This window comes from Micromonospora sp. NPDC051924, assembly GCF_055586005.1.
On record NZ_JBVJJA010000009.1, the window covers coordinates 50,850 to 69,383 of the forward strand.

Consider the following 18,534-nt stretch of genomic DNA (forward strand, 5'->3'; position numbering starts at 1 on the left):
ATGGGGAGCGGGGCCGGGCGAAGGTCGCCCCTCGCCCGGCCCCGCACCCGCTCACTCCTGCGTGGACGCCGGCAGCGCCAGCAGCTCCGGTAGCGCCAGCCGACCGTCGCGGTAGGCCGCCGCCACCTCCTCCCGGCCGCCCTTCTTGAAGGTCAGCGTCGTCGACGGCGGCGGCGGCTCCGCGACCTCCACGAAGTCGAGGACCCGGCCCGTCTCGCCGTCGACCACCGTGCCGTCCGGCTCGACCTTCATCCGGCCGAGCAGCGCCTTGCGGAATGCCGCCCGCACCGACTCCACCGGCTCGGGCACGGTCGCCTGCACCTCGCTCGGGTGCTCCGCCTTGCAGTACGCCAGGAACCCGCGCTCGTCGACCACGAAGCCCGTCTTCGGCTCGGCGAGCGTCACCTGCGCCACCGCGCCGTCGTAGCCGGGCAGCTTCACCTGCACCGTGGTCACGCCCAGCTCGTCGTTCAGCTCGACCAGCTGCCCGTCGGCCTCGGCCCGGGCCACGTCGTAGACCTTGCGCACCTCGTCCAGCAGCGCCTTCAACACCGCCGCCTTCATGGCCGCCCGCTGCACGCCGCTCACCGGCCCGCCCCCGCCGTCTCCGGCTGCCGACCGTTAGCCCGCGCCATCCGCCCGGCATCGCTGGCCTGCTGCGCGCCCGCTTCCTCCGAGGCGTCAGGGTCGGCCGCTCGGGCGGCCGCCGCCTCGCTCAGCGCGTTGTCGAGCTGGGTGCCCGGGGCCTCGGCCGCCCGCCGCGCGGCCGCGATCTCCGCGCCCCGCGCGTTGAAGGCGTCCCGCAGCTTCTGCGTCTTGCCGAGGCGCTGCGCCCGCTGCCACAGCACCGCCAGGTCCTCCCGCGACGCGCACGCCGCGAGCGCCTTCGGCCAGTCGACGTCCTTCGGCGGCTCGCCGTTGTCCAGCCAGTCGAGCAGCTGCAACCCCAGCTCGGCGTCCGGCTTGTGGATCACCTGGTCGGCCAGGGCGTCGCACCGGCTCTTCGTCACCCGCAGGTAGTGCCCCTGGTCGAGGTCGCCCACCAGGTCGAACTCGTACTCCAGCCCGTCGCGCTGGTCAGGCTGCATGCCCAGCTTGGACACCTGCTTCTTGCCGTCGCTGCCCTCGGTGATCTCGTACTTCTGCTTCGACCGGAGGCACACCACGACGTGCCCGGGGAAGCTCATCAGCGCCTCGATGTACGCCCGCTCGATCGGGCGCACGTCCTTCCAGCCGTCCATCGACCGGCCGCCGTGATTGCGGGCGAACAGGTCGACCAGCTCCAGGATGCCGCCCGGCCCGAACCAGTAGTGCGACGCCGAGTCGAGCATGAAGCCCGTGAAGCCCGCCACCGCCGCCTCGTCGATCAGCTCGACGAGCTGCCGCGGGTCGTACCGCACCGGGCTGATCTTCGAGAAGCCGTAGCCGCCAGCCTGCTCAGGCGTCATGTCGCCGATGCCGGGCAGCTCCGGGTTGACCGCGTACTTGTCCGCCGAGTCCCGCTCGGTGTCGACGAACGCGATCCGCTCGACGCCGTCGGCGACGGTCACCGCGCCGGTCAGCGTGTACAGCAGCTTCAACCCGGTCAGCGTCTTGCCCGCGCCGCTGGGTCCTGCGAGGGCGATCCGGCCCTTCGCCTTCTTCCGGCTGGCCGGCATGAACCGTGAACTCATCCTTCGTCCCTTTCCACGTGAACGTCGGTCCTACATAGACTCTATACGGTCGCGGTCTGGGATTGCGACCTGACACCCTCGATCGACGAAAAAGCACCCGCGCAGCCCGCGCAAGCCTCACTCCCGACAGCGGCCGGCAGGCCGCAGTCCCGGTACCGGCAGATCACCGGCGTGGCCAGCTCGGTGCAACCCGTGCCCTCGCGGTGCCGCCAGTCGTCTCCGGCGGCCACGAGCTCGCCGCTGCACGTCGCGCACTGCGCGACGTCGACCGGCGCGAGGTACACCCTCACTCCCCCATCACTCTCCTTCCCTCCTCGTGCACGGCCCGCAGCGCGGGCCCGTGCAGCGGAGCCGACTTCCTGCACCCGGGATAGGCACAGGACCCATTCGGCCCCTCGACGTACCGGTGGTCGACACCGCTCGCGGCGCGGACCCCAACCGGTTCTTGTTCCCTGTATGTCTTCCGTACGCGTGGCGGACTAACTCGGTCCGCCTGACGGACTAGTTCTAGTCCGCGACCCGGACTAGAAGCGCCCTTGTCTGGTCCGTCCACCGGACTACCAGACCTGGGCGATTCGGGCGCGGCTGGTCCGGCACGCGGACCAACTACCCCCTTCTCGGTGAGCACCCGCAACAGCTCCGGCGGCACTCCCATGCGGTAGACCGTCTTCGCCTTCTTGCGCCGCGCGTCGGCCACGCTCGGCCGGTCGCGCCACACCCACTTCTTCTCCAGCCGGTTCAGCCACGCCGCGACCGTCGACCGGGCCATGCCGGTCGCGTGCTCCAGGTCGGTCAAGCTCGGCGTGAACCGCACCGGAATCATCGCCGTGGTCGGCTCCGACCACGTGAGCAACGTCAGGACGAGATGCCGGCCAGGGGGCTCCAGATCGCACTCCTCGCTCCTGACCGCACGCTCGACCGTCCAACGGTCCACCATGCAGGCGGCCTCTCTGTGCAAAGCCGCCAGCGCACCGTCGCCCGAACTGGCGTACGATGCGCGTGCGACCCGTTTTCCGTTCCGGGTACGTCCATTTCGACCCCGCCGGTTGACCGCCTGGCGGGGTCGAGACGTTTTCCGGCACCCTACACCCGATCTGTACGGTCGCAGTGGGTTCGGGCGTGCTCATACCTACGCCGCCTCGTCCTCGACGTCCTCCAGGACGTCCCACGGGTCCCACACGATCTTCCGGTTGGTCGTCTCGGCCCACTCGTAGATCGTGGCCAGCTTCCACTGCGGGTTGTTGCTGACCTCGCCGTCCTCCTTGGGCAGCTGGCCCTTGGACCGCCACTGGTACGGCGTGTTGTCCTTCACGCCGAACATGCGGACCAGCTCCTTGAGCCCGACCATCGACGGCAGCTCCACCGGGCCTGGCTTCATCAGGTCGGCCGCGATGCGCCGCGTGACCGCCTTGAGCTTCGCCTGGTTCACCTTCACTATTCCTCTCCTCCCACGGCCGGGTTCCGTACAACGTCAATGTACGGCACCCGCCGGGGACGGTCAGGCCGCCACCCGGGCAGCGGCGTACGGCGCGGCGCGCAGCAGGTCACGCGCCAGGTCCAGCAGCGGGCAACGGTCGAGCAGGTGCACCCGCCCGTCGGAGAACACCGACGGCGGCTCCAGCGGCACCTCGTCCAGGAACCGCACGCGGAACTCGCCGGCCAGCTCCTGCGCCGGCTTGTCGTGCATCCACGTCGGCACCAGCGCCCACCGCACGCCCTGCTCGGACAGCTTGGCGGCGACCCACCGGGTCGACGTCGCGTTGCGCTGCACGTTGGCGACCAGCAGCACCAGGTCGCACTGGCGGGCCACCTCGACCTGCCCGGAGTCCAGCGCCCGGTCCAGGTCGACCACCTTCACGTCGGCCGCGTACCGGTCGACCGCCCGCAGCGGCTTGAACGGCTCGTCGACCACCCGCAGGCCCTCGGCCGGGGTGCCGAGCCGGTCGTCCACGCCGCCGCGCCCGGTCGCGTCGACGAGCAGCGCACGCCGCCCCTCGCCGACCGCGACGAGCCCCAGCGCCACCGCGAGGGTCGTCGCGCCGGCACCGCCGTGGCCGCCGACCACGCCGACGCGCACCTCGGGCGCCTGCCCCTTGGCCGCCTCGGCGACCAGCTGGCGGACGGCCTCCGCGCCGTGCGGCAGGTGGTAGACCGGGGCGTCCGGGTAGTCGGCCGCCCAGCCGCGGTAGGCGGCGGCCAGCCGGTCGCCGTCCAGCTTCTCCGGGGCGACGACCACCATCCGCGGGTGCGCCGGCAACCCGGCCGCGAGGGTCTGCACGCGGGCGTCGACCACGACGAGCGGCGCACCACGCCACTGCGCGACGGTCGGCTTCCCGACAACGACGTCTACTTCGACGTCCGGCCCGAGGGTGTCCACCACCTCGTCCACGTACTCGTGGCCCCAGGCCACGACCAATGCCTTGCCCATCCATTCCTCCTCGTAGAGACGGCGAAACGTACAAAGACATTGTATATGACCGGCCGCCTGGCGTCAATGTTGTATGTACGGCGGCGCGCCTCTTTGCTCGCCGTTGGCACCGGCCGCTATGCTGGTGTCTCCACGTGAACGCAGCACAGCCCCGGATTTCGCGGTCCGGGGCTGCGCTGTTTCCAAGGCCAGGTCAGGCGGTCAGTAGACGACCTCCACGACGCACAGGCCGCCGCCGCCCTTGCCGCCCACCCGGGACGTCGCCCCCGCGATCGCGCCGCCACCGCCGCCGCCCGGACCGCCCGCGTCGTTCCCGTTCCCGTTGATCGACACCGGGGCGGGCCCGCCCGCCCCCAGCGGCGAATCCCCGCCGAACGCCGCGAACGTGTGCCGGTTGTCCAGGGTCCGGCCCGGGCCGCCGCCCGCGCCGATCGAGTTCCGCACGTTCCCGCCCGCCGCCGTGCCGCCGTAACCCCGGCCGCCGCTGGTGTCCGTCGCGTTCGCCGTCACCCCTCCACCGCCGTTGCCTCCACCGGCCGTCCACAGCCCGCCGAAGCTCGTCAGCCCGCCACCGCCGCCCTGCGCGCCCGCAGCGCCCGCCGTGCCGGCCGCGCCGACCGTCACGGCCACCTGGGCCGGCAGCTCGCCTGCCGCCCACACGCTCTCGCAGTACCCGCCGGCGCCACCGCCGCCGCCCGCGCCGTTGCCGCCGCTCGCGCCGGTCACCCCGCCGCCGCCGCCACCGCCGCCGACCCCGTACGCCCGGATCCACCGCGCGCCGGCCGGCACCACGAACGGGCCGTCGACTGTGAACGTCTGCACCGGCCCGGTCGGCGCGCCGGGCCCGGGTGAGCCGACCAGGCCGACGATGTGGTTCCCGGCCGGCGGTGTCTTCATCACCATCACCCGGGCGCGCACCGGAACCGCGCCGATCATCGACGTCACCCGGATCGCCTGGGTGTCGCCGTCGTGCAGCGCCCGGATCGTCCCGTCGTTGGCGACGCTCGTCACCGTCGCCGGCCGCAGCCGCCACGTCAGCCCGAGCCGGACCGCCTTCTCCAGCACCGCCTCGGCGAGCGCCTTCACCGGCACTGCCAGGCCCGGCACCTTCCCGTCCCCGCTCACGCCTCCCCGCCTTCCGTCTCCGGGTACGCCCGCCGCAGCGTGTGCCGCATCTCCCCGCCTGGCGCCAGCGGCATCGTCCAGGCCACCTCCAACCACCGCACCCCGTCCCAGCGCACCACCTCGTACGCGTCGTGCCGCGGGTCCACCGGGGTGCTCAGCTCCACCACCTCGTACACCGTCTGCTGGAGCCCCAGCGTCCGCGCGTACACCGTCGCCTGAGCCTGCGAGCGCACCTGCACGTCGACCGTCTTCGGCAGCACGAACCCGCGCTGGGCGATCGAGTGCGGCGCCGACGCCGGCACGTCGTACACCCCGACGACCGGCTCCGCGTCCGAGCCCGGGTCGTTGGACACCACCACGAAGCGGTTCGGCGCGGTCAGCAGGTCCGTCCCCCGCGAGATCGACCCCCGGATCACCCGGCGGGAGGCGTCCAGGTCGATCGTCACCGCCTGGTCGGCCGGGTCGAAGGCCCGCCGCATCCGCAGCCAGCCGCGGTGGTTGAACCACGGCATGAAGTACCCGCCCTGCGCGGCCAGGTCCCGCAGCGCGTTCGCCCGCGACGTGCCCGGCGACCAGGCGGACACCGACGTGAACTCCGTCGCGTCGACCACCAGCTGCCCGATCGGCAGCCCCTCCACCAGCCGCTGCGCCGCCTGGTCGACGAGCTGCCTGCCCGCGTCGAAGCCGACGTCCAGCTCCTGGTCGACCACGAACATCTCGTCCAGCAGCGTCAGCGGCGCCGTCGACCCGGCGCTGGTCACCAGGTCCGACGAGTCCGACACCAGGTAGCGGCCCAGCTGGTACGAGGTGCCGTCGCCCAGCACCATGCGGGGCGCGATCCGGTCGGTCAGCTGGTTGATCCGCTTCGCGTCGTCCACGCCGAGGGTCACCCCGGACAGCCGGCGCGGGATCGTCGACGTGCCGTCGTGGCTCAGGCTCGGCGAGGTGTCCCGCAGCGGCGTGAGCTCACCCCGCCGCACGCCGGTCCGCCCGTCGATCAGGTCGAACCGGAACGACGCCGACCGCTGCCCGCGCCACGCGGGCAGGTCGAGCAGGTCAGGCGGGGGCGCAGATGCCACGGCCGTCCACCTCCCACACGTTGCCCTGCGCGTCGACGAACTCCGTGGTGCCGGCCGGCTGCACCTCGAAGGCGGGGCTGGCGAGCAGCGGGCCGTCGATGCCCTGCCGCACCTCGACCCGGGCCACGGTCACGTCGCCGGTCAGCACCACCGCCAGCCGCCCCGGGTCGAGCGTCGGCGGCTCCGGGTTGGCCGTCACGTTGCTCGGCGACATCCACTCCACCCCGTCGTCCGAGAACCAGAGCTTCGCGTTCGCCCAGCCGGCCTCGTCGTTGCGGTACGTCACCCGCAGCCACCGCCGCTGCCGGGTCACCACCAGCCTCCGGGTGGCCTCGCAGCCGGTGAACCCGGCGCCGCCCCACAGGTTGAGGCAGGTCTGCACCTGGTCGGCGGTCAGCTTCCAGCCGAGCGCGCCGTTGTTGTTGGTGCGCGACAGCTGCGCCGACCACTGGTCGCCGGTCGGCCGCAGCTCCACCCGCAGGTCCAGGTCGTTCAACCCCGCCTGCGACACCTGCAGATCACCGATGCTCACCGTCGGGGCCGCGTTCGTGTTCCCCGCCGTGATGATGCCCCGCACACCGACCTGGCCGACTCCGGCGACAGAGGTGTCCTTCGCCGACTGCTCCCACCGCACCATGTCGTCGCCGTCCGGCCACACCGCCACCCGGATCGCCCCGTCACGAACCTGCAACCGCATCCAGTACCAGCTGCCCGCCTGGTAGGCCAGGTTGTTGCCGAAGCGGTCCTTCACCGTCGCCAGCGCCGTCGGGTTCCCCAACACGCCGTTGGCGATCTTCTCGATCGCCACGCCGAGCTTGCCGTCGGTCTGCGCGGCCAGCCGCGCCCGGTACTGGTTGTTGCCCGTGGGGCTGGCCCGGCCGATCAGGTACACGTTGATCGGCTGGCCCGTCGCCACCGCGCTGAACCGGAACCGCGCCCGGACGTCGACGTCCTCCCAGCCCGCGCCGACGATCGCCGAGCGGGAAGCCCCGCCGGCCAGGTTGAACGTCGCCGCCTCGGCGGCCACCGAGAAGTCCGCCGCCGCGCCCTCGATGATCGTCCAGCCGTTCCCCAGGCCGTTCGACACGCTCCGGTTGAACAGGTCCCCGAACGCGAACGTGGCGAGGCCGGCCGCCGGAACCGGCGTGCTCGCCCTCACCGACGACACCTGGCCCTCCGGCCGCAGGCCCTCGCACGCGGCCGGGCCGCCGTCCAGCGGGGCCGGCGTCGCCGTCACCTCCACCACCTGCACCTGCGCCAGCTGGAGCTGTCCCGCCTTGCGGCGCTTCACCGACGCCGACGGCACCAGCAGCGTCGACAGCCACCGGTTGCTCAGCTCGTCGCGCACGCACACGTACGGCACCGAGTCCCACGCCAGGTCCCGCAGGTCCTGGAAGCCGCGGTCCATCGTGGCCGGCGGCACCGCCGCCGTGTTCACCAGCACCGCCCGGGTGAACTCGACGCCGCCGCGCTCCAGCGGCCGGAACGCCGTGCGGTAGTCCCGGTCGAACATCTCCTGCAGCTCGACCTGGCCCGCCTCGGGAAACGTGAACTCCTCCACCGACGACCGGTCGAAGTTCTCGACGTACGCCAGGTTCCCGGCCGGGTTGTGGTTGCTGGTCAGGATCAGCACCCCGGTGTCGACGTTGCGGCCGTCCACACCTGGAGCGGCGATCGTCGCCGCCACGGTGGCCGACCACGGCCCGGCGATGCCGAGGCGGTGCATCATCCTGATCCGGTACCGCGACTCGACGCCCACCCGGGCCTCGTAGTCGTCGACCGCCGTCACGGACGGCTCGACCACCTTCGCGATCGTCTCCCACTCGGCGGCGGCCATCGTGTCGTCCTGGCGCTGCACCTCGTAGTGCCCCCAGCCGCCCACCACCCCCGAGTTGATCGCCGTCCACGACACCTGGTGGTAGCGGATGCTGGTCGGGATCTTGCTTGCCGGCCGGGCGCACTGCTCGTCGACGACGGTCAGCGGCTGCACGGCCGGCTGCACGTCGAGGCCCAGCACGGCGTCCATCTCCTGCGCGAACATCAGCGTCAGGTCCGCAGCCTGGTCCCGCTGCCCGTCGTACGCGGCGTACACCAGCTGGTCGTCGCCGTAGGTCGCCGCAGCGGCGCCTCCGATACCGCCGCCGCCGCCGCTGTACTGGTCGACGGCCGGGTCGGCGTCCGCGCCCAGCACCTGCCACGGCGACTGCGGGTCCGCGTTGCTCGTCCACGCCCACCACGTAATGTCGCCCACCCCGTCCGACAGGTACGGCGCGGCCAGCCGGACCGTCACCTCCCGCCAGCCGTCGGCGATCTCCGGCAGCGCGTCGAACTCCTCCACCGTGATCCGGGTCGGCGGGCCCACCGGCGTGCTCGGTTGGTCCACCGCGACCGGCGTCAGCTCCAGGGCGTCCCCTGTGCCGGGCAGGTGCCGGGCGTAGAAGCGGGCCCACACCCAATCACCCACCTGCGTCTCGACGATGTGCTGGAAGGTGTCCGACCCGGTGGTCGCCCTCGACACGCTGCCGGCGACCTGCCTCATGTAGGTGTGGCCGCTGACGTCCGGGGAACCGGGCGCAATCGTGCCCGTGTTCAGCTGGATCGACGGCATCTCCTGGACCGTCTCCACCGTCGGCGTTTGCCCGGCGCGCAGCGTCTTGCGCAGCAGCACGCCGCGGTGCGAGGGGAACGGCTCGACCGACCCGAGACGGTCGACCTTCACCGGCACGGGCGACGCCACCGACTTCTGACCCACGTACGCCTGGCCGACCGTCACCGCATACTCCCGCCCGGCGGTGAGCGGCACGTCGGCCGTGGCGATGCCGAGCAACGGGATGTCGAAGAACCACCCGGTCACGCTGGTGAACCCCGTCGGGATGATGCCGCCGGGCCCCTGCGAGATGTCCAGGCCGCCGCCGGCGACCCGGTTCTCCACCCCGTACGTCACCTCCACCGCCAGGTAGTGCACCTTGAACACCGCGCCCGCAGCGGCGGCCGCGCTGACCTGGAGCCGGACGTTCATGTTCGTGCCGCCGGACGCGCCCATGGACGTCAGCCCGGTCGCGCCGTTGCCCGGCGACCACCGCCACGGTGCCCGGCCCCGCTGCGTCGTCGGTGCCGCCGCGGCGTCCCACCACGGGTTCAGCTCGCCCAGCCGGGACCGGGCGATCGCCGTGCCGGCGTTCTGCTCGGCGGGCCCGTTCAGCGTCTCGTCCATGATCCAGTTGACGCCGGCCGACGGGCGCTCGAGGCCAAGGGTCACCGCCGGGGCCAGGTCGGCGAACGGGCCCGAGATCACGTACAGCACCGACACGTCGAGGATCCGCCGATCGCTGATCTTCGGCGGGAGGGGCCTGCCGAACCAGAACCGGGCCGCCGCGTTCGGGCCGGTCAGGGTGACGTGCTGCGGGTCGGCCGGGTTGCTCACCGCGTCGTTCGCCGTCGACGCCCCACCGGCCAGCGCTGCCCCGGCCAGCACGGTCCCCGACGCGCACGGGATGACCAGCTTGCCCACCGGCCCCGTGCCGGCCACCCGGTCCGCCGGGTACACGTTGACCAGCAGCTCCTTGCGGTCCGGCAGGCCCGGCGGCGGGCTCGACAGTTGCAGCCGGACCCGCCGCAGCCCGCCCCCGGCCGGGTGGGTCGTTCGGGCCCGGAACGTGTAGCCGACCTCGCTGGCCGTGTCGAGCTGCACCGTGTCGGCCACCAGCGGCGCCCACTGCATCCCCAGCACGTACGGCAGGTCAGGGTTGTACTCGCCCACTCAGATCGTCCTCACCGTCGTGGCCACGTCCCTGCGGGCCAGCGTCTGCAACACGCCTTCGCCGACCGCCCGGCCGGTGTCCAGCGCCTCCTGCCGTGTCGGCAGGACACCCTCGAAGGTCACGCGGATCGCGTCGCGCCCGAACACCACGGACCCGCCGCCGTCGCCGCCGAGCAGTCGCATCAGCCCCGACTGCTCGGCCAGCTCCCGCGCCCGGCGCGGCCGGGTCAGCGGCACGACCACCTCGTCGCCGGCCTCACCGCCGACGAACAGCGTCGGCCGGCGCAGGATCGCGCCGTTGGCCAGCATCGGGATGCGCGGCAGCGACCCGGGGAGCTTGGCGTCGATCGACGCGATACCCGAGTTGATCTTGCCGATCACCCGGTTGATGAACCCCTTGATCGCCGACGTGATCGACCCGGCCACGTCCCCGATGAACCCGCCGACGTTCTTCAGCCCGTTCATGAACCCGCTGATGAGCCGCGCGCCCGCCGACACGAACTTGCCGGCCAGCCCGGCGAGCCGGCCCGGCACGCTGCCGATGAACGACACCAGGGAGCTCGCGCCGCGCGTCGCCGCGCTCTTCGCCGCGCTCCACGCCGACGTCAGGGCCCCGCCGAGGATCCCCGGCAGCCGCGACAGCGCCGACATGACCCGGCCCGGCAGCGCCGTCACGAACGACACCACCGCGTTGATGCCCGCCGTGGTCAGCGACTTCGCGCTGGCCCACAGCCGGGTGAAGAACCCGGCCAGCAGGCCCGGCAGCGCCTGGATGCCGCGCAGGATCATGCCGGGCAGCTGCGTCACCGAGAAGATCAGCAGGCCGATCCCGACGCCGACCGCCTGCAGAGCCATGCCCAGCGCCGACGTGAACAGGTTCCACAGCATCCCCGGCAGGCTCGCCAGGAACGAGCCGATCTTCCCCGGCAGCTCGGCGAACCACGTCCCGAGCGACGAGAAGAACCCGACCACCGCGTTCCACGCCGACGAGAACGCCCCGCCGATCGCCGACCCCACGCCGGCCCAATCGATGCCGTTCAGCCAGGCGGCGACCTTGCCCAGCCACTCGGCCACGCCCGTCAGCGGCGACAGCAGCCACGTCAGCGCGCTGGCGATCGCCCCGACCAGCGGGGCGACGGCCTGCGCGGCGAGGAACTGCAACAGCAGTGCCGCCACCTTGATGAGCGGCGCCGCCAGCGCGACCGCCACGCCGGCGAGCTGCGCCACCAGCTCGATCAGCGGCGTCAACGCCACCACGATGTCGACCAGCGGCGGCAGCAGCGACACGATCGTCGGGATCAGCGGCATCAGCGCCTGCACCAGCGTCCCGATCAGCGGCCCGACCGCCGTGAGGACCGGCGCGAGTGCGGCGCCCAGGGCGGCGACGATCTGGCCCAGCGGCGGGCCCAGCTGGGTGAACAGGTCGGCGAGCAGCCCAGCGATCGGGCCGAGGACCGCGGTGAGCGTCTGACCGATCTGGAGCAGCACCGGACCGAGCGCGGACACGATCGGGCCGAGCAGCGGGCCCAAGGCGGTCAGCGCCTGCGCCAGCGGCCCGACCAGCATCCCGATGAGCTGGCCGACGACCGGCAGGACCGGGGCGATCGCCAAGGCCAGCGACGCGATCATCTGACCGATCGGGACCAGCGCCGGGACGAGGGCCTGCAACGCCGGGATCAGCGCCTGCGCGATCGGCATGAGCGCCGGCACCAGCGTCTGACCGATGGCGCTGAGCAGCCCGCCGATGACCGGCCTCAAGCCCGACGCGAGTGCGGCCAGCGTCTGGAAGATGCCGCTCAGCGCCGCGCCACCCTCGGCCGACTCGAAGAACTCCCGCAGCGTGCCGGTCAGCGTGGTCAGCGTCCCGAGCAACCCGCCGCCGGCCGACGCGCTGGCCGCCTGGAAGACCGAGCTGAGGATCGCGCCGACGTTCCCCGCGATCGTCCCGAGCTGCCGCAGGACGCCCAACGCCGTCTGGATCGCCGCGGTGGCCGCGCCGCTCTGCGCCATCGCTGACAGCCACGCGCCGAACTTTGCGCCCAGCCCGCCGGCCACGGTGGACAGCTGACTCACCGCCGGGAGCGCCACCACGGCCAGGTCGCGGAACCCGGTCAGGACCGGCCCCACCGCCACGCCGAGGTTCGCCACCGCCTCCCGCGCGGACATGAGCACCCCGCGCAGCACCGACACGGTGGCGCCCTCCCGGGCGAACTCCAGCGCCCGCCGGGCCGCGTTGCCGTACTCGGCGGCGACGCCGGCCAGGCCGCTGCGCAGCGGCCCCGCCAGCACCGAGGCGGTTGCCTGGATCTGCCCGACCATCGGCGCGGCGAACGCGTCCTGCGTCGCCGTGCGGATGCCCTCGATCGCCGGGCCTACCGCCTTGAACTCGCGGGCCAGCTTCTGCGCCTGCGGCGACAGGTTCTCCAGCGCCTTCTCGAACGCCTTCGCGTCGCCCTCGGCGACGGCCGACAGCGCGTCCCCGAGGCCGGCGGTGGCGATCCGCAGCGCGCCCATCGCCGCCGCGCCCACGGCCACCACGCCGGGGATGGCGAACGCTGCCCCGCCGACCTGCGCCAGCGCGCCGGCCAGGCTGACCAGGCTGCCCGTCGCGCTGGCGGCGATCCCGCTCAGCGCCCCGATCTTCAGCGCCGACTTCAGTCCGCGTTTCAGGTCCGGCGCGAACTTCTTTACGTCGCCGATGATCTCGATGTACGCACGCCCCAGCGCCACGCCCCCAAGCGTAGGCCAGTTTCGGCGGTCGCAATCCATCACTGCGGCCGCACAACCGTGCGCCAGTGAGCTGCCGACATGACGAAGGGCTCCGGTGACGCAACCGGAGCCCTTCGCAGGGCGCTCATCCAGCGAGCCCGACCCGTTCCGCGCCGGATCACCAATCAGCGTAACGACGACACCGCGACCGCCGGAAGCCCACGCCATACCGCCCATCGACGGGTCCGCGTACCCTCGCCACAGGTGGGTGCCAAACGGGCACCGTGCCAACCGTCGGAGGTGCAGACCCCAGTGATCTCCCCCCTCGCACGACGCCTTCGGCTCGGCAACGCCCTGCGCAAGCTGCGCGACCAGGCCGGGATGACCGGCTCGGAACTCGGCCGCGCCGCCGGCCTGGACCGCACCGTCGTGTCCAAGGTCGAGAACGGCGAGCGCCGGCCGCTCGACACCATCCTGCGGCTCCTCGACGCCCTCCTGCCCGAGGACGACGAGCGGTACCGCGCACTCCAGCGGGTCGCCCGCGACGGCCTCGCCCGCGGGTGGTGGACCCAGCCCGCGTTCGCCGGCATGGGCGACCGCCAGGCCCGCACCGCCGACATCGAGTGCGGCGCCCGCTCCATCCGCGAGTACCAGACCTCCATGCTGCCGGGCCTGGTGCAGACCGAGGCGTACGCCCGCCACCGGGGCCAGGTCGCACTCGACGAGGGCGCCGAGTTCGACCTCAGCGGCACCGTCGCCGGCAGGCTGCGCCGGCAGCAGCAGATTTCCGGCCCCGACGGGTCGGAGTACGACGTCGTGCTGGAACCGCAGGCCATCGAGCGGCTACCCGTGCCGCCCGCTGTCATGCGGGAGCAACTGCACCACCTGCTCACTCTGGCCACGACCAGGGAGAACATCAGCGTCCGCGTCCTGCCGGTTGACGCCCGGCTCGGCCGCGGGTACGTCCCCCGCTCCCCGTTCTCCCTGTACGCCTACCCGGACGCCGAGGACCTGACGCTCGTCGCCGTCGACACCGTGACGGCCGACCTGCTGGTCACCGAAGCCCGGGAGGCGCAGCGGTACGCGCAGATGTTCGACCAGCTGCGCGACGCCGCGCTGTCCCAAGAGGAGAGCGCGGACCTCATCCAGAAGGCGGCCGACGCCCTGGCTGCCGAAGCCTGACCCGAGGAGCCACCCATGTCCGAAGCACAGTTCCATCCCTGGCGGAAGTCACGCCGGTCCGACGGCGGCCAGAACTGCGTCGAGGTGTCCGACGCCGTTGACGGCTCCGCCGCCCGGGTCCGCGACAGCAAGGACCGCAGCGGCCCCGCCCTCGCCTTCGACGGCGCGAGCTGGACCGCGTTCATCGCCGGGGCGAAGGCGGGCCAGTTCGACCTCGCCTGACACGTCCATCTCGGAGGGCCGGCGCCGCAAGGTGCCGGTCCTTCGCGCGTCCACCCCCGACAGACACGCGCTGTCAATCCTCGCGTTCCCCTTGTGACATAGACCGGCTCCGTGCCATGCTGGCACCGTGCCAGCCGGCACGTTGCCAACTCAGCACCGTGCCAAGACCATCCGCGAGAGAGCACCACCCCAGGGGGCGTCTCATGGTCACAACCGGTCTACGCGCACCACTCCCGGCCGTCTCCACGTGGGACGCGCCCTCGCCGCCGCCGCGGCTGGTCGACGTGCCGCCGCCACCGCCCGGCGAGGTCATCCCCGGCTACGGCTACGTCGTCCTCACCCCCGGCGAGCGGCTGACCGTCGCCGGCCACATGCTCGCCGTCCACGAGCCCGACGGCTCGGCCCTCCAGCTCCGCCGGTCCTGGCCGTTCCTCGCCGTCAACGACCGCGCCTGCGAGTGGTGCCACAACCCGTGGCCGTGCAGCGCCGCGAGCTGGGCGGAGCAGGTCCCGGTCGACGCCTACGGGTGGGCACTGTGACCCGCCCCGGCCGCCACCGCTGGCTGCGGTGGGGCCGCAGCCGCACCACCCCAGACGACCGGCCGCCGGGTCCCCCAGCGGCGGCCGGTCCCCCACCTCCGGCCGCGCCGTCCTGGAACGGGCCGACCCTCATCCTCTCCACCACGGTGCTCACCCCGGCGCAGCGGTGGCGCGGCAACGGGGGGCGGCCGTGAACGCCACCAGCTCCCGCCTCGTCTCCGGCGGCGCCCTCTACGGCCGGGCCGCCGCCTGGAACCCGCCGCCCATGACCGCCAGCACTGACCCGTACCTGCTGCGCACCCTGCTGTGGTGCGGCCCGTGCGACGTGCCGATGCACCCGCACCCGCACGGCGGCGAGCGCACCTACAAGTGCCCCCTCGGCTGCCGCAAGGTCCCCTTCTCCGCCGAGGCCGTCGAGGCGGTCACCTGGACCGCCGCCGAGCGCCGCGCCACCGTCTCGGCGATCGCCCCGCCCTTCCGCAAGTCGGTGCTGGAGCAGCTGCTCGTCAAGGTCGTCGTCCGCGCCAACACCCCCGACGACCTGCGCTTCACCTGGCGCACGTAGACCGGCCCGGCCGCGACGGGAGCGGCCGGCGACGAAAGGAGCACCACCATGGGCAAGCAGGCCCGCCCGATCGGCCAGTGGTTCAAGAGCACCAAGAGCGGCCCGAACTGCGACAACTGCGTCGAGGTCCGGTTCGTCGGCGGCGGCAACGTCGAGGTCCGCAACAGCCGGACCCCGGACGGGCCGGTGCTGACCTTCGACGCAGGCGAGTGGGACGCCTTCAACGGCGGTGCCGCCGAGGGCGAGTTCGCGCTGCCCGGGCACGCCCGCTGACCCGGAGGCCGGCCCCAGCGTCGTGGCCGGCCTCCGCACGACCCCCGCCGGTCGCCGCTGTCCGCGCAGCGGCGGCCGGCGGGCCTGCTTTCGGCCCCGCACCAGTCACCCCGGCCCGCTACCGTAGAGCCGCTGTCCCCCGACAGATCGATCCACGCTGCCGGGAGGACACACAGTGGACATCATCAGCCGCGCCGAATGGGGCGCCCGCGCCCCGGAGTCACGCTCCACCGTGCCCTGGTCCAAGCGGACCGGGTTCATGGGCCACTACTCCGCCGCGAGCGCGACGCAGACCCCCCGCCAGATCCAGGACTACCACATGCGGGTCAAGGGCTGGTCGGACATCGGCTACAACTTCCTCATCAACAGCGTCACCGGCCTGCTCTACGAGGGCCGCGGGTGGACGACGCTCGGCGCGCACTGCGCCGGCCACAACACCGAGAACATCGGCGTCTGCATCATCGGCAAGGACCAGGCCGGCCGCCGGGACGTCTCCGACGCCGCCCGCCGCGCCTTCAAGTGGCTCTACGAGGAGGCCAACGACCGCAAGGGCAAGCGGCTCACGCTCCTCGGCCACCGCGACCGCGGGTCCACCGAGTGCCCCGGCGACGAGATCTACGCCTGGCTGCACGCCGGCCTGCCCATCGTCGGCGGATCGACGCCCGCGCCGTCCAAGCCGCCGGCCGCCGGCAAGCCCGCGCCGGGCACGCCGATCACCTTCCCCCTGCCCGCCGGCTGGTACTTCGGCCCGTCGTCCGGCCCCGACTACTCGGTGTCCGGCCTCCACGAGCGCTACTTCCGCAGCCACCCCGACCGCTCCTGGCTCCAGCAGTGGGCCACCCAGCTCGGCCGCCGAGGCTGGTCGATCGGCAAGGGCAAGACCTGGCTCGGCGGCGCCGGCAACGACGGCATCTACGGCCCCGAGTACCGCGCGCTGGCGATCGCCTTCCAGGACGACCAGGGCCTGCGCCAGGACGGCCTGATCGGCAAGAACACCTGGGACGCCGCGTACCACAACCCAGTCCGCTGACCCGTTCACTGCTGCGCTGAGGGGGCAGGTAGGTGTGGCTGGCCGGGCAGATCGTCAGGGCCTCCGTCGGGGACGTCTCCGGCATCAGCGTGACGATGGGCGTCCTCGCCGTCCTGGCGACGATCATCACCGCGCTGCTGGCGCTGCTCGGCACACGCCGCACCGCCGACGTGCAGCGGGAAGCCAACTTCGACAAACGGGTCGACGAGCGGTTGCAGTACCTGGAGCAGCGGGTGCAGTTCCTCGAACAGGAGCTCACCCGCTACCAGGACATGTACGCCCGGCTGCGGCTCGGCGTCTTCTCCGCCGGCCTCGACCCCGACCAGCTCGACTGGAGGTCGCCCGGTGAGCAGCCACGACGCTGACACCCGCCGCCTGGCGCGGGTGACCGCCGAGCGGGTCGTCGGCAGGGACCGGCGCCGGCTGGCCAGGCTGCTGGCCCTGTACGCGCTGCTGCCGCTGCTGTGCTCGGCGGCCGCCACCGCCATCGCCTACAACCTGGCGGACTCGGCGATGGACCGGCGGGTCGAGGCGCTGGAGCAGGACCTGGCGCAGCGGCGGGCGCAGGCCTCCGCCGACCAGGCGGCGCGGGACGCCCGGCTGGAGCAGACCCGCCGCGACCTGTGCGTGGCCCTGGACCGGCTGACCCCGCGCGACGAGCCGGTGCAGGACCTGCGCCGCCGCTACCGCTGCACCGCCCCCGACCCGCGCCCATCGCCCGCCCCATCGCCGGCGGACCGGGGCGGGCCCCGGCCGACCGGCCGGGCGGCTCCCTCGAGTTCGCCCCGGCCGCGACCCGCCCCCGGCCCGGCCGGTCCGGCGGGACCGTCCGGCCCCAGCGGGCCATCCGGCCCGCCGGCACCCGCGCCGCAGCCCAGCCCGGCGCTGGCGTGCGTGCCGCTGCTCCGCCTCTGTGTGTGACCAACTCCCGAGGAGGGACCCCATGACCGACCCCGTGGCTCCGACCACGCAGACCCGCCACCCGTGGCGGGCCACCGCGCGGACCATCTTCGCGGCCATCGTCGCGCTGCTGTCGCTGCTGCCGACGATCGCCGCCGTCGCCGGCGTCGACGCCGTGCCGCTCGTCGCCCAGGCCCTCGCCGTGGCGGCCGCGGTGACCCGCGTCCTCGCGATCCCTGGCGTCGACGACTTCCTCCGGCGCTACGTCCCGTTCCTGGCGTCCGCGCCGGTCTACGAGGCGCCGACCCCGCTGCCGCAGCGGGAGCCCGGCTCCACCCTGTTCCGGAGCGACGGCTTCCGCTGAGGAGCACCGTAGCCGCACCTGCCGCCGTCTGAGCCCGTCTGACGCACTGATGTCGGCACGACCACGCGACCAGCGGCCAGATGAGCATGTTGTCGGCGAGCCTGGAATTACCTGCACACGGCTGGCTGTAATCCCACGTATTCAGGTCGCTTCGCGTGCGGTTTGAAGGTTTGCCGCGGCGAGTGCAGTTCGCGGATGATCCTCGCCGAGCAGCCGAATGAAGTCGGCGAGGACCTGCTCGAACAGAGTGATCGCCTCGCCCACCCGCCCCGCCGATCGGTAGGCACCGGCGACGCTCTGGCGGGCGACCAAGGTGCTGGGATGGTCCTCGCCGATCAGCCGTATGGAGTCAGCGAGGACCTGCTCGAACAGAGTGATCGCCTCGCTCACGCGCCCCGCCGACTCGTAGGCGCCAGCGAGGCTGTAGCGGGAGCCTAGGGTGCTCGGATGGTCCTCGCCTAGTAGCCGCTCCCGCCCGGCGAGGACCTGCCCGAATAGGATTATCGCCTCGCTTACCCGCATCGTCGATTGGTAGGCGGAGGCGAGGTTGTGGCGGACGGTCAGGGTGTTCGGATGATCGTCGCCGAGCACCCGCACGAAGTCGGCGTGGACCCTCTCGAACAGGCTGATCGCCTCGCCCACCCGCCCCGCCGATTGGTAGGCGGAGGCGAGGCTGTTGCGGGCG

The 18,534-nt window shown here is 72.9% G+C and carries 18 protein-coding genes; 9 read left to right on the top strand and 9 right to left on the bottom strand.

The features are described from left to right. Window positions 1-51: 51 nt before the first annotated feature. The 8 genes from ACZ6S5_RS09645 to ACZ6S5_RS09680 all read right to left on the bottom strand — a co-directional run bounded on the left by ACZ6S5_RS09645 (window position 52) and on the right by ACZ6S5_RS09680 (window position 12,795). Window positions 52-588 (bottom strand): hypothetical protein, encoded by a 537-nt coding sequence (locus ACZ6S5_RS09645; protein ID WP_465999528.1) that lies wholly within the window; start codon window positions 586-588, stop codon window positions 52-54. After that, the gene (locus ACZ6S5_RS09650) at window positions 585-1,673 is read right to left on the bottom strand and encodes an AAA family ATPase (protein WP_465999530.1); all 1,089 of its coding nucleotides are present in this window, start codon (window positions 1,671-1,673) and stop codon (window positions 585-587) included. Before ACZ6S5_RS09650 ends, ACZ6S5_RS09645 begins: the two co-directional genes overlap by 4 nt. A 1,129-nt stretch (window positions 1,674-2,802) precedes the next feature. Beyond that, entirely contained in the window at window positions 2,803-3,108 is a 306-nt protein-coding gene (locus ACZ6S5_RS09655; RefSeq protein WP_465999531.1) for a hypothetical protein, read from the bottom strand. Window positions 3,109-3,171: 63 nt separating this feature from the next. After that, the gene (locus ACZ6S5_RS09660; RefSeq protein WP_465999533.1) at window positions 3,172-4,101 is read right to left on the bottom strand and encodes a CpaE-like family protein; all 930 of its coding nucleotides are present in this window, start codon (window positions 4,099-4,101) and stop codon (window positions 3,172-3,174) included. Between the two features lie 201 nt (window positions 4,102-4,302). After that, window positions 4,303-5,226, bottom strand: coding sequence for a hypothetical protein (locus ACZ6S5_RS09665; RefSeq protein ID WP_465999537.1), 924 nt, complete (start codon window positions 5,224-5,226; stop codon window positions 4,303-4,305). After that, window positions 5,223-6,305 (bottom strand): hypothetical protein, encoded by a 1,083-nt coding sequence (locus ACZ6S5_RS09670; protein ID WP_465999539.1) that lies wholly within the window; start codon window positions 6,303-6,305, stop codon window positions 5,223-5,225. The genes ACZ6S5_RS09665 and ACZ6S5_RS09670 overlap by 4 nt, the downstream gene beginning before the upstream one ends. Further along, entirely contained in the window at window positions 6,283-10,065 is a 3,783-nt protein-coding gene (locus ACZ6S5_RS09675; protein WP_465999541.1) for a hypothetical protein, read from the bottom strand. Before ACZ6S5_RS09675 ends, ACZ6S5_RS09670 begins: the two co-directional genes overlap by 23 nt. Next, window positions 10,066-12,795: a phage tail protein gene (locus tag ACZ6S5_RS09680; protein WP_465999542.1), complete on the bottom strand. Its 2,730-nt coding sequence runs from the start codon at window positions 12,793-12,795 to the stop codon at window positions 10,066-10,068. Window positions 12,796-13,086: 291 nt separating this feature from the next. Between ACZ6S5_RS09680 and ACZ6S5_RS09685 the strand changes: the two genes are divergently transcribed. From ACZ6S5_RS09685 to ACZ6S5_RS09725, 9 genes are all read left to right on the top strand, one after another. Next, complete coding sequence (locus ACZ6S5_RS09685; protein WP_465999544.1) at window positions 13,087-13,956, top strand: helix-turn-helix domain-containing protein; 870 nt, start codon at window positions 13,087-13,089, stop codon at window positions 13,954-13,956. Window positions 13,957-13,971: 15 nt separating this feature from the next. Then, window positions 13,972-14,178: a DUF397 domain-containing protein gene (locus ACZ6S5_RS09690; RefSeq protein ID WP_187691246.1), complete on the top strand. Its 207-nt coding sequence runs from the start codon at window positions 13,972-13,974 to the stop codon at window positions 14,176-14,178. 203 nt (window positions 14,179-14,381) lie between these two features. Next, window positions 14,382-14,717 carry a hypothetical protein gene (locus ACZ6S5_RS09695; RefSeq protein ID WP_465999546.1) on the top strand — a complete coding sequence of 112 codons (336 nt, stop codon included), beginning with the start codon at window positions 14,382-14,384 and terminating at the stop codon, window positions 14,715-14,717. A 190-nt stretch (window positions 14,718-14,907) separates the two neighbouring features. Continuing rightward, on the top strand, window positions 14,908-15,282 hold the full coding sequence (locus ACZ6S5_RS09700) for a recombinase zinc ribbon domain-containing protein (RefSeq protein ID WP_465999548.1): 375 nt from the start codon (window positions 14,908-14,910) through the stop codon (window positions 15,280-15,282). A gap of 48 nt (window positions 15,283-15,330) precedes the next feature. Next, window positions 15,331-15,555, top strand: a complete 225-nt coding sequence (locus ACZ6S5_RS09705) for a DUF397 domain-containing protein (protein ID WP_465999549.1) — start codon at window positions 15,331-15,333, stop codon at window positions 15,553-15,555. A 175-nt stretch (window positions 15,556-15,730) separates the two neighbouring features. Next, on the top strand, window positions 15,731-16,585 hold the full coding sequence (locus tag ACZ6S5_RS09710) for a peptidoglycan recognition protein family protein (protein ID WP_465999551.1): 855 nt from the start codon (window positions 15,731-15,733) through the stop codon (window positions 16,583-16,585). 32 nt (window positions 16,586-16,617) lie between these two features. Next, window positions 16,618-16,950, top strand: a complete 333-nt coding sequence (locus tag ACZ6S5_RS09715; RefSeq protein ID WP_465999553.1) for a hypothetical protein — start codon at window positions 16,618-16,620, stop codon at window positions 16,948-16,950. Then, window positions 16,931-17,506, top strand: coding sequence for a hypothetical protein (locus tag ACZ6S5_RS09720; RefSeq protein WP_465999555.1), 576 nt, complete (start codon window positions 16,931-16,933; stop codon window positions 17,504-17,506). The genes ACZ6S5_RS09715 and ACZ6S5_RS09720 overlap by 20 nt, the downstream gene beginning before the upstream one ends. A gap of 22 nt (window positions 17,507-17,528) precedes the next feature. Continuing rightward, the gene (locus ACZ6S5_RS09725) at window positions 17,529-17,849 is read left to right on the top strand and encodes a hypothetical protein (RefSeq protein WP_465999557.1); all 321 of its coding nucleotides are present in this window, start codon (window positions 17,529-17,531) and stop codon (window positions 17,847-17,849) included. Window positions 17,850-17,990: 141 nt separating this feature from the next. Here the strand turns inward: ACZ6S5_RS09725 and ACZ6S5_RS09730 are convergent. Next, window positions 17,991-18,534 (bottom strand): tetratricopeptide repeat protein (locus ACZ6S5_RS09730; protein WP_465999559.1); only part of this gene is annotated, 544 nt, incomplete at its 5' end.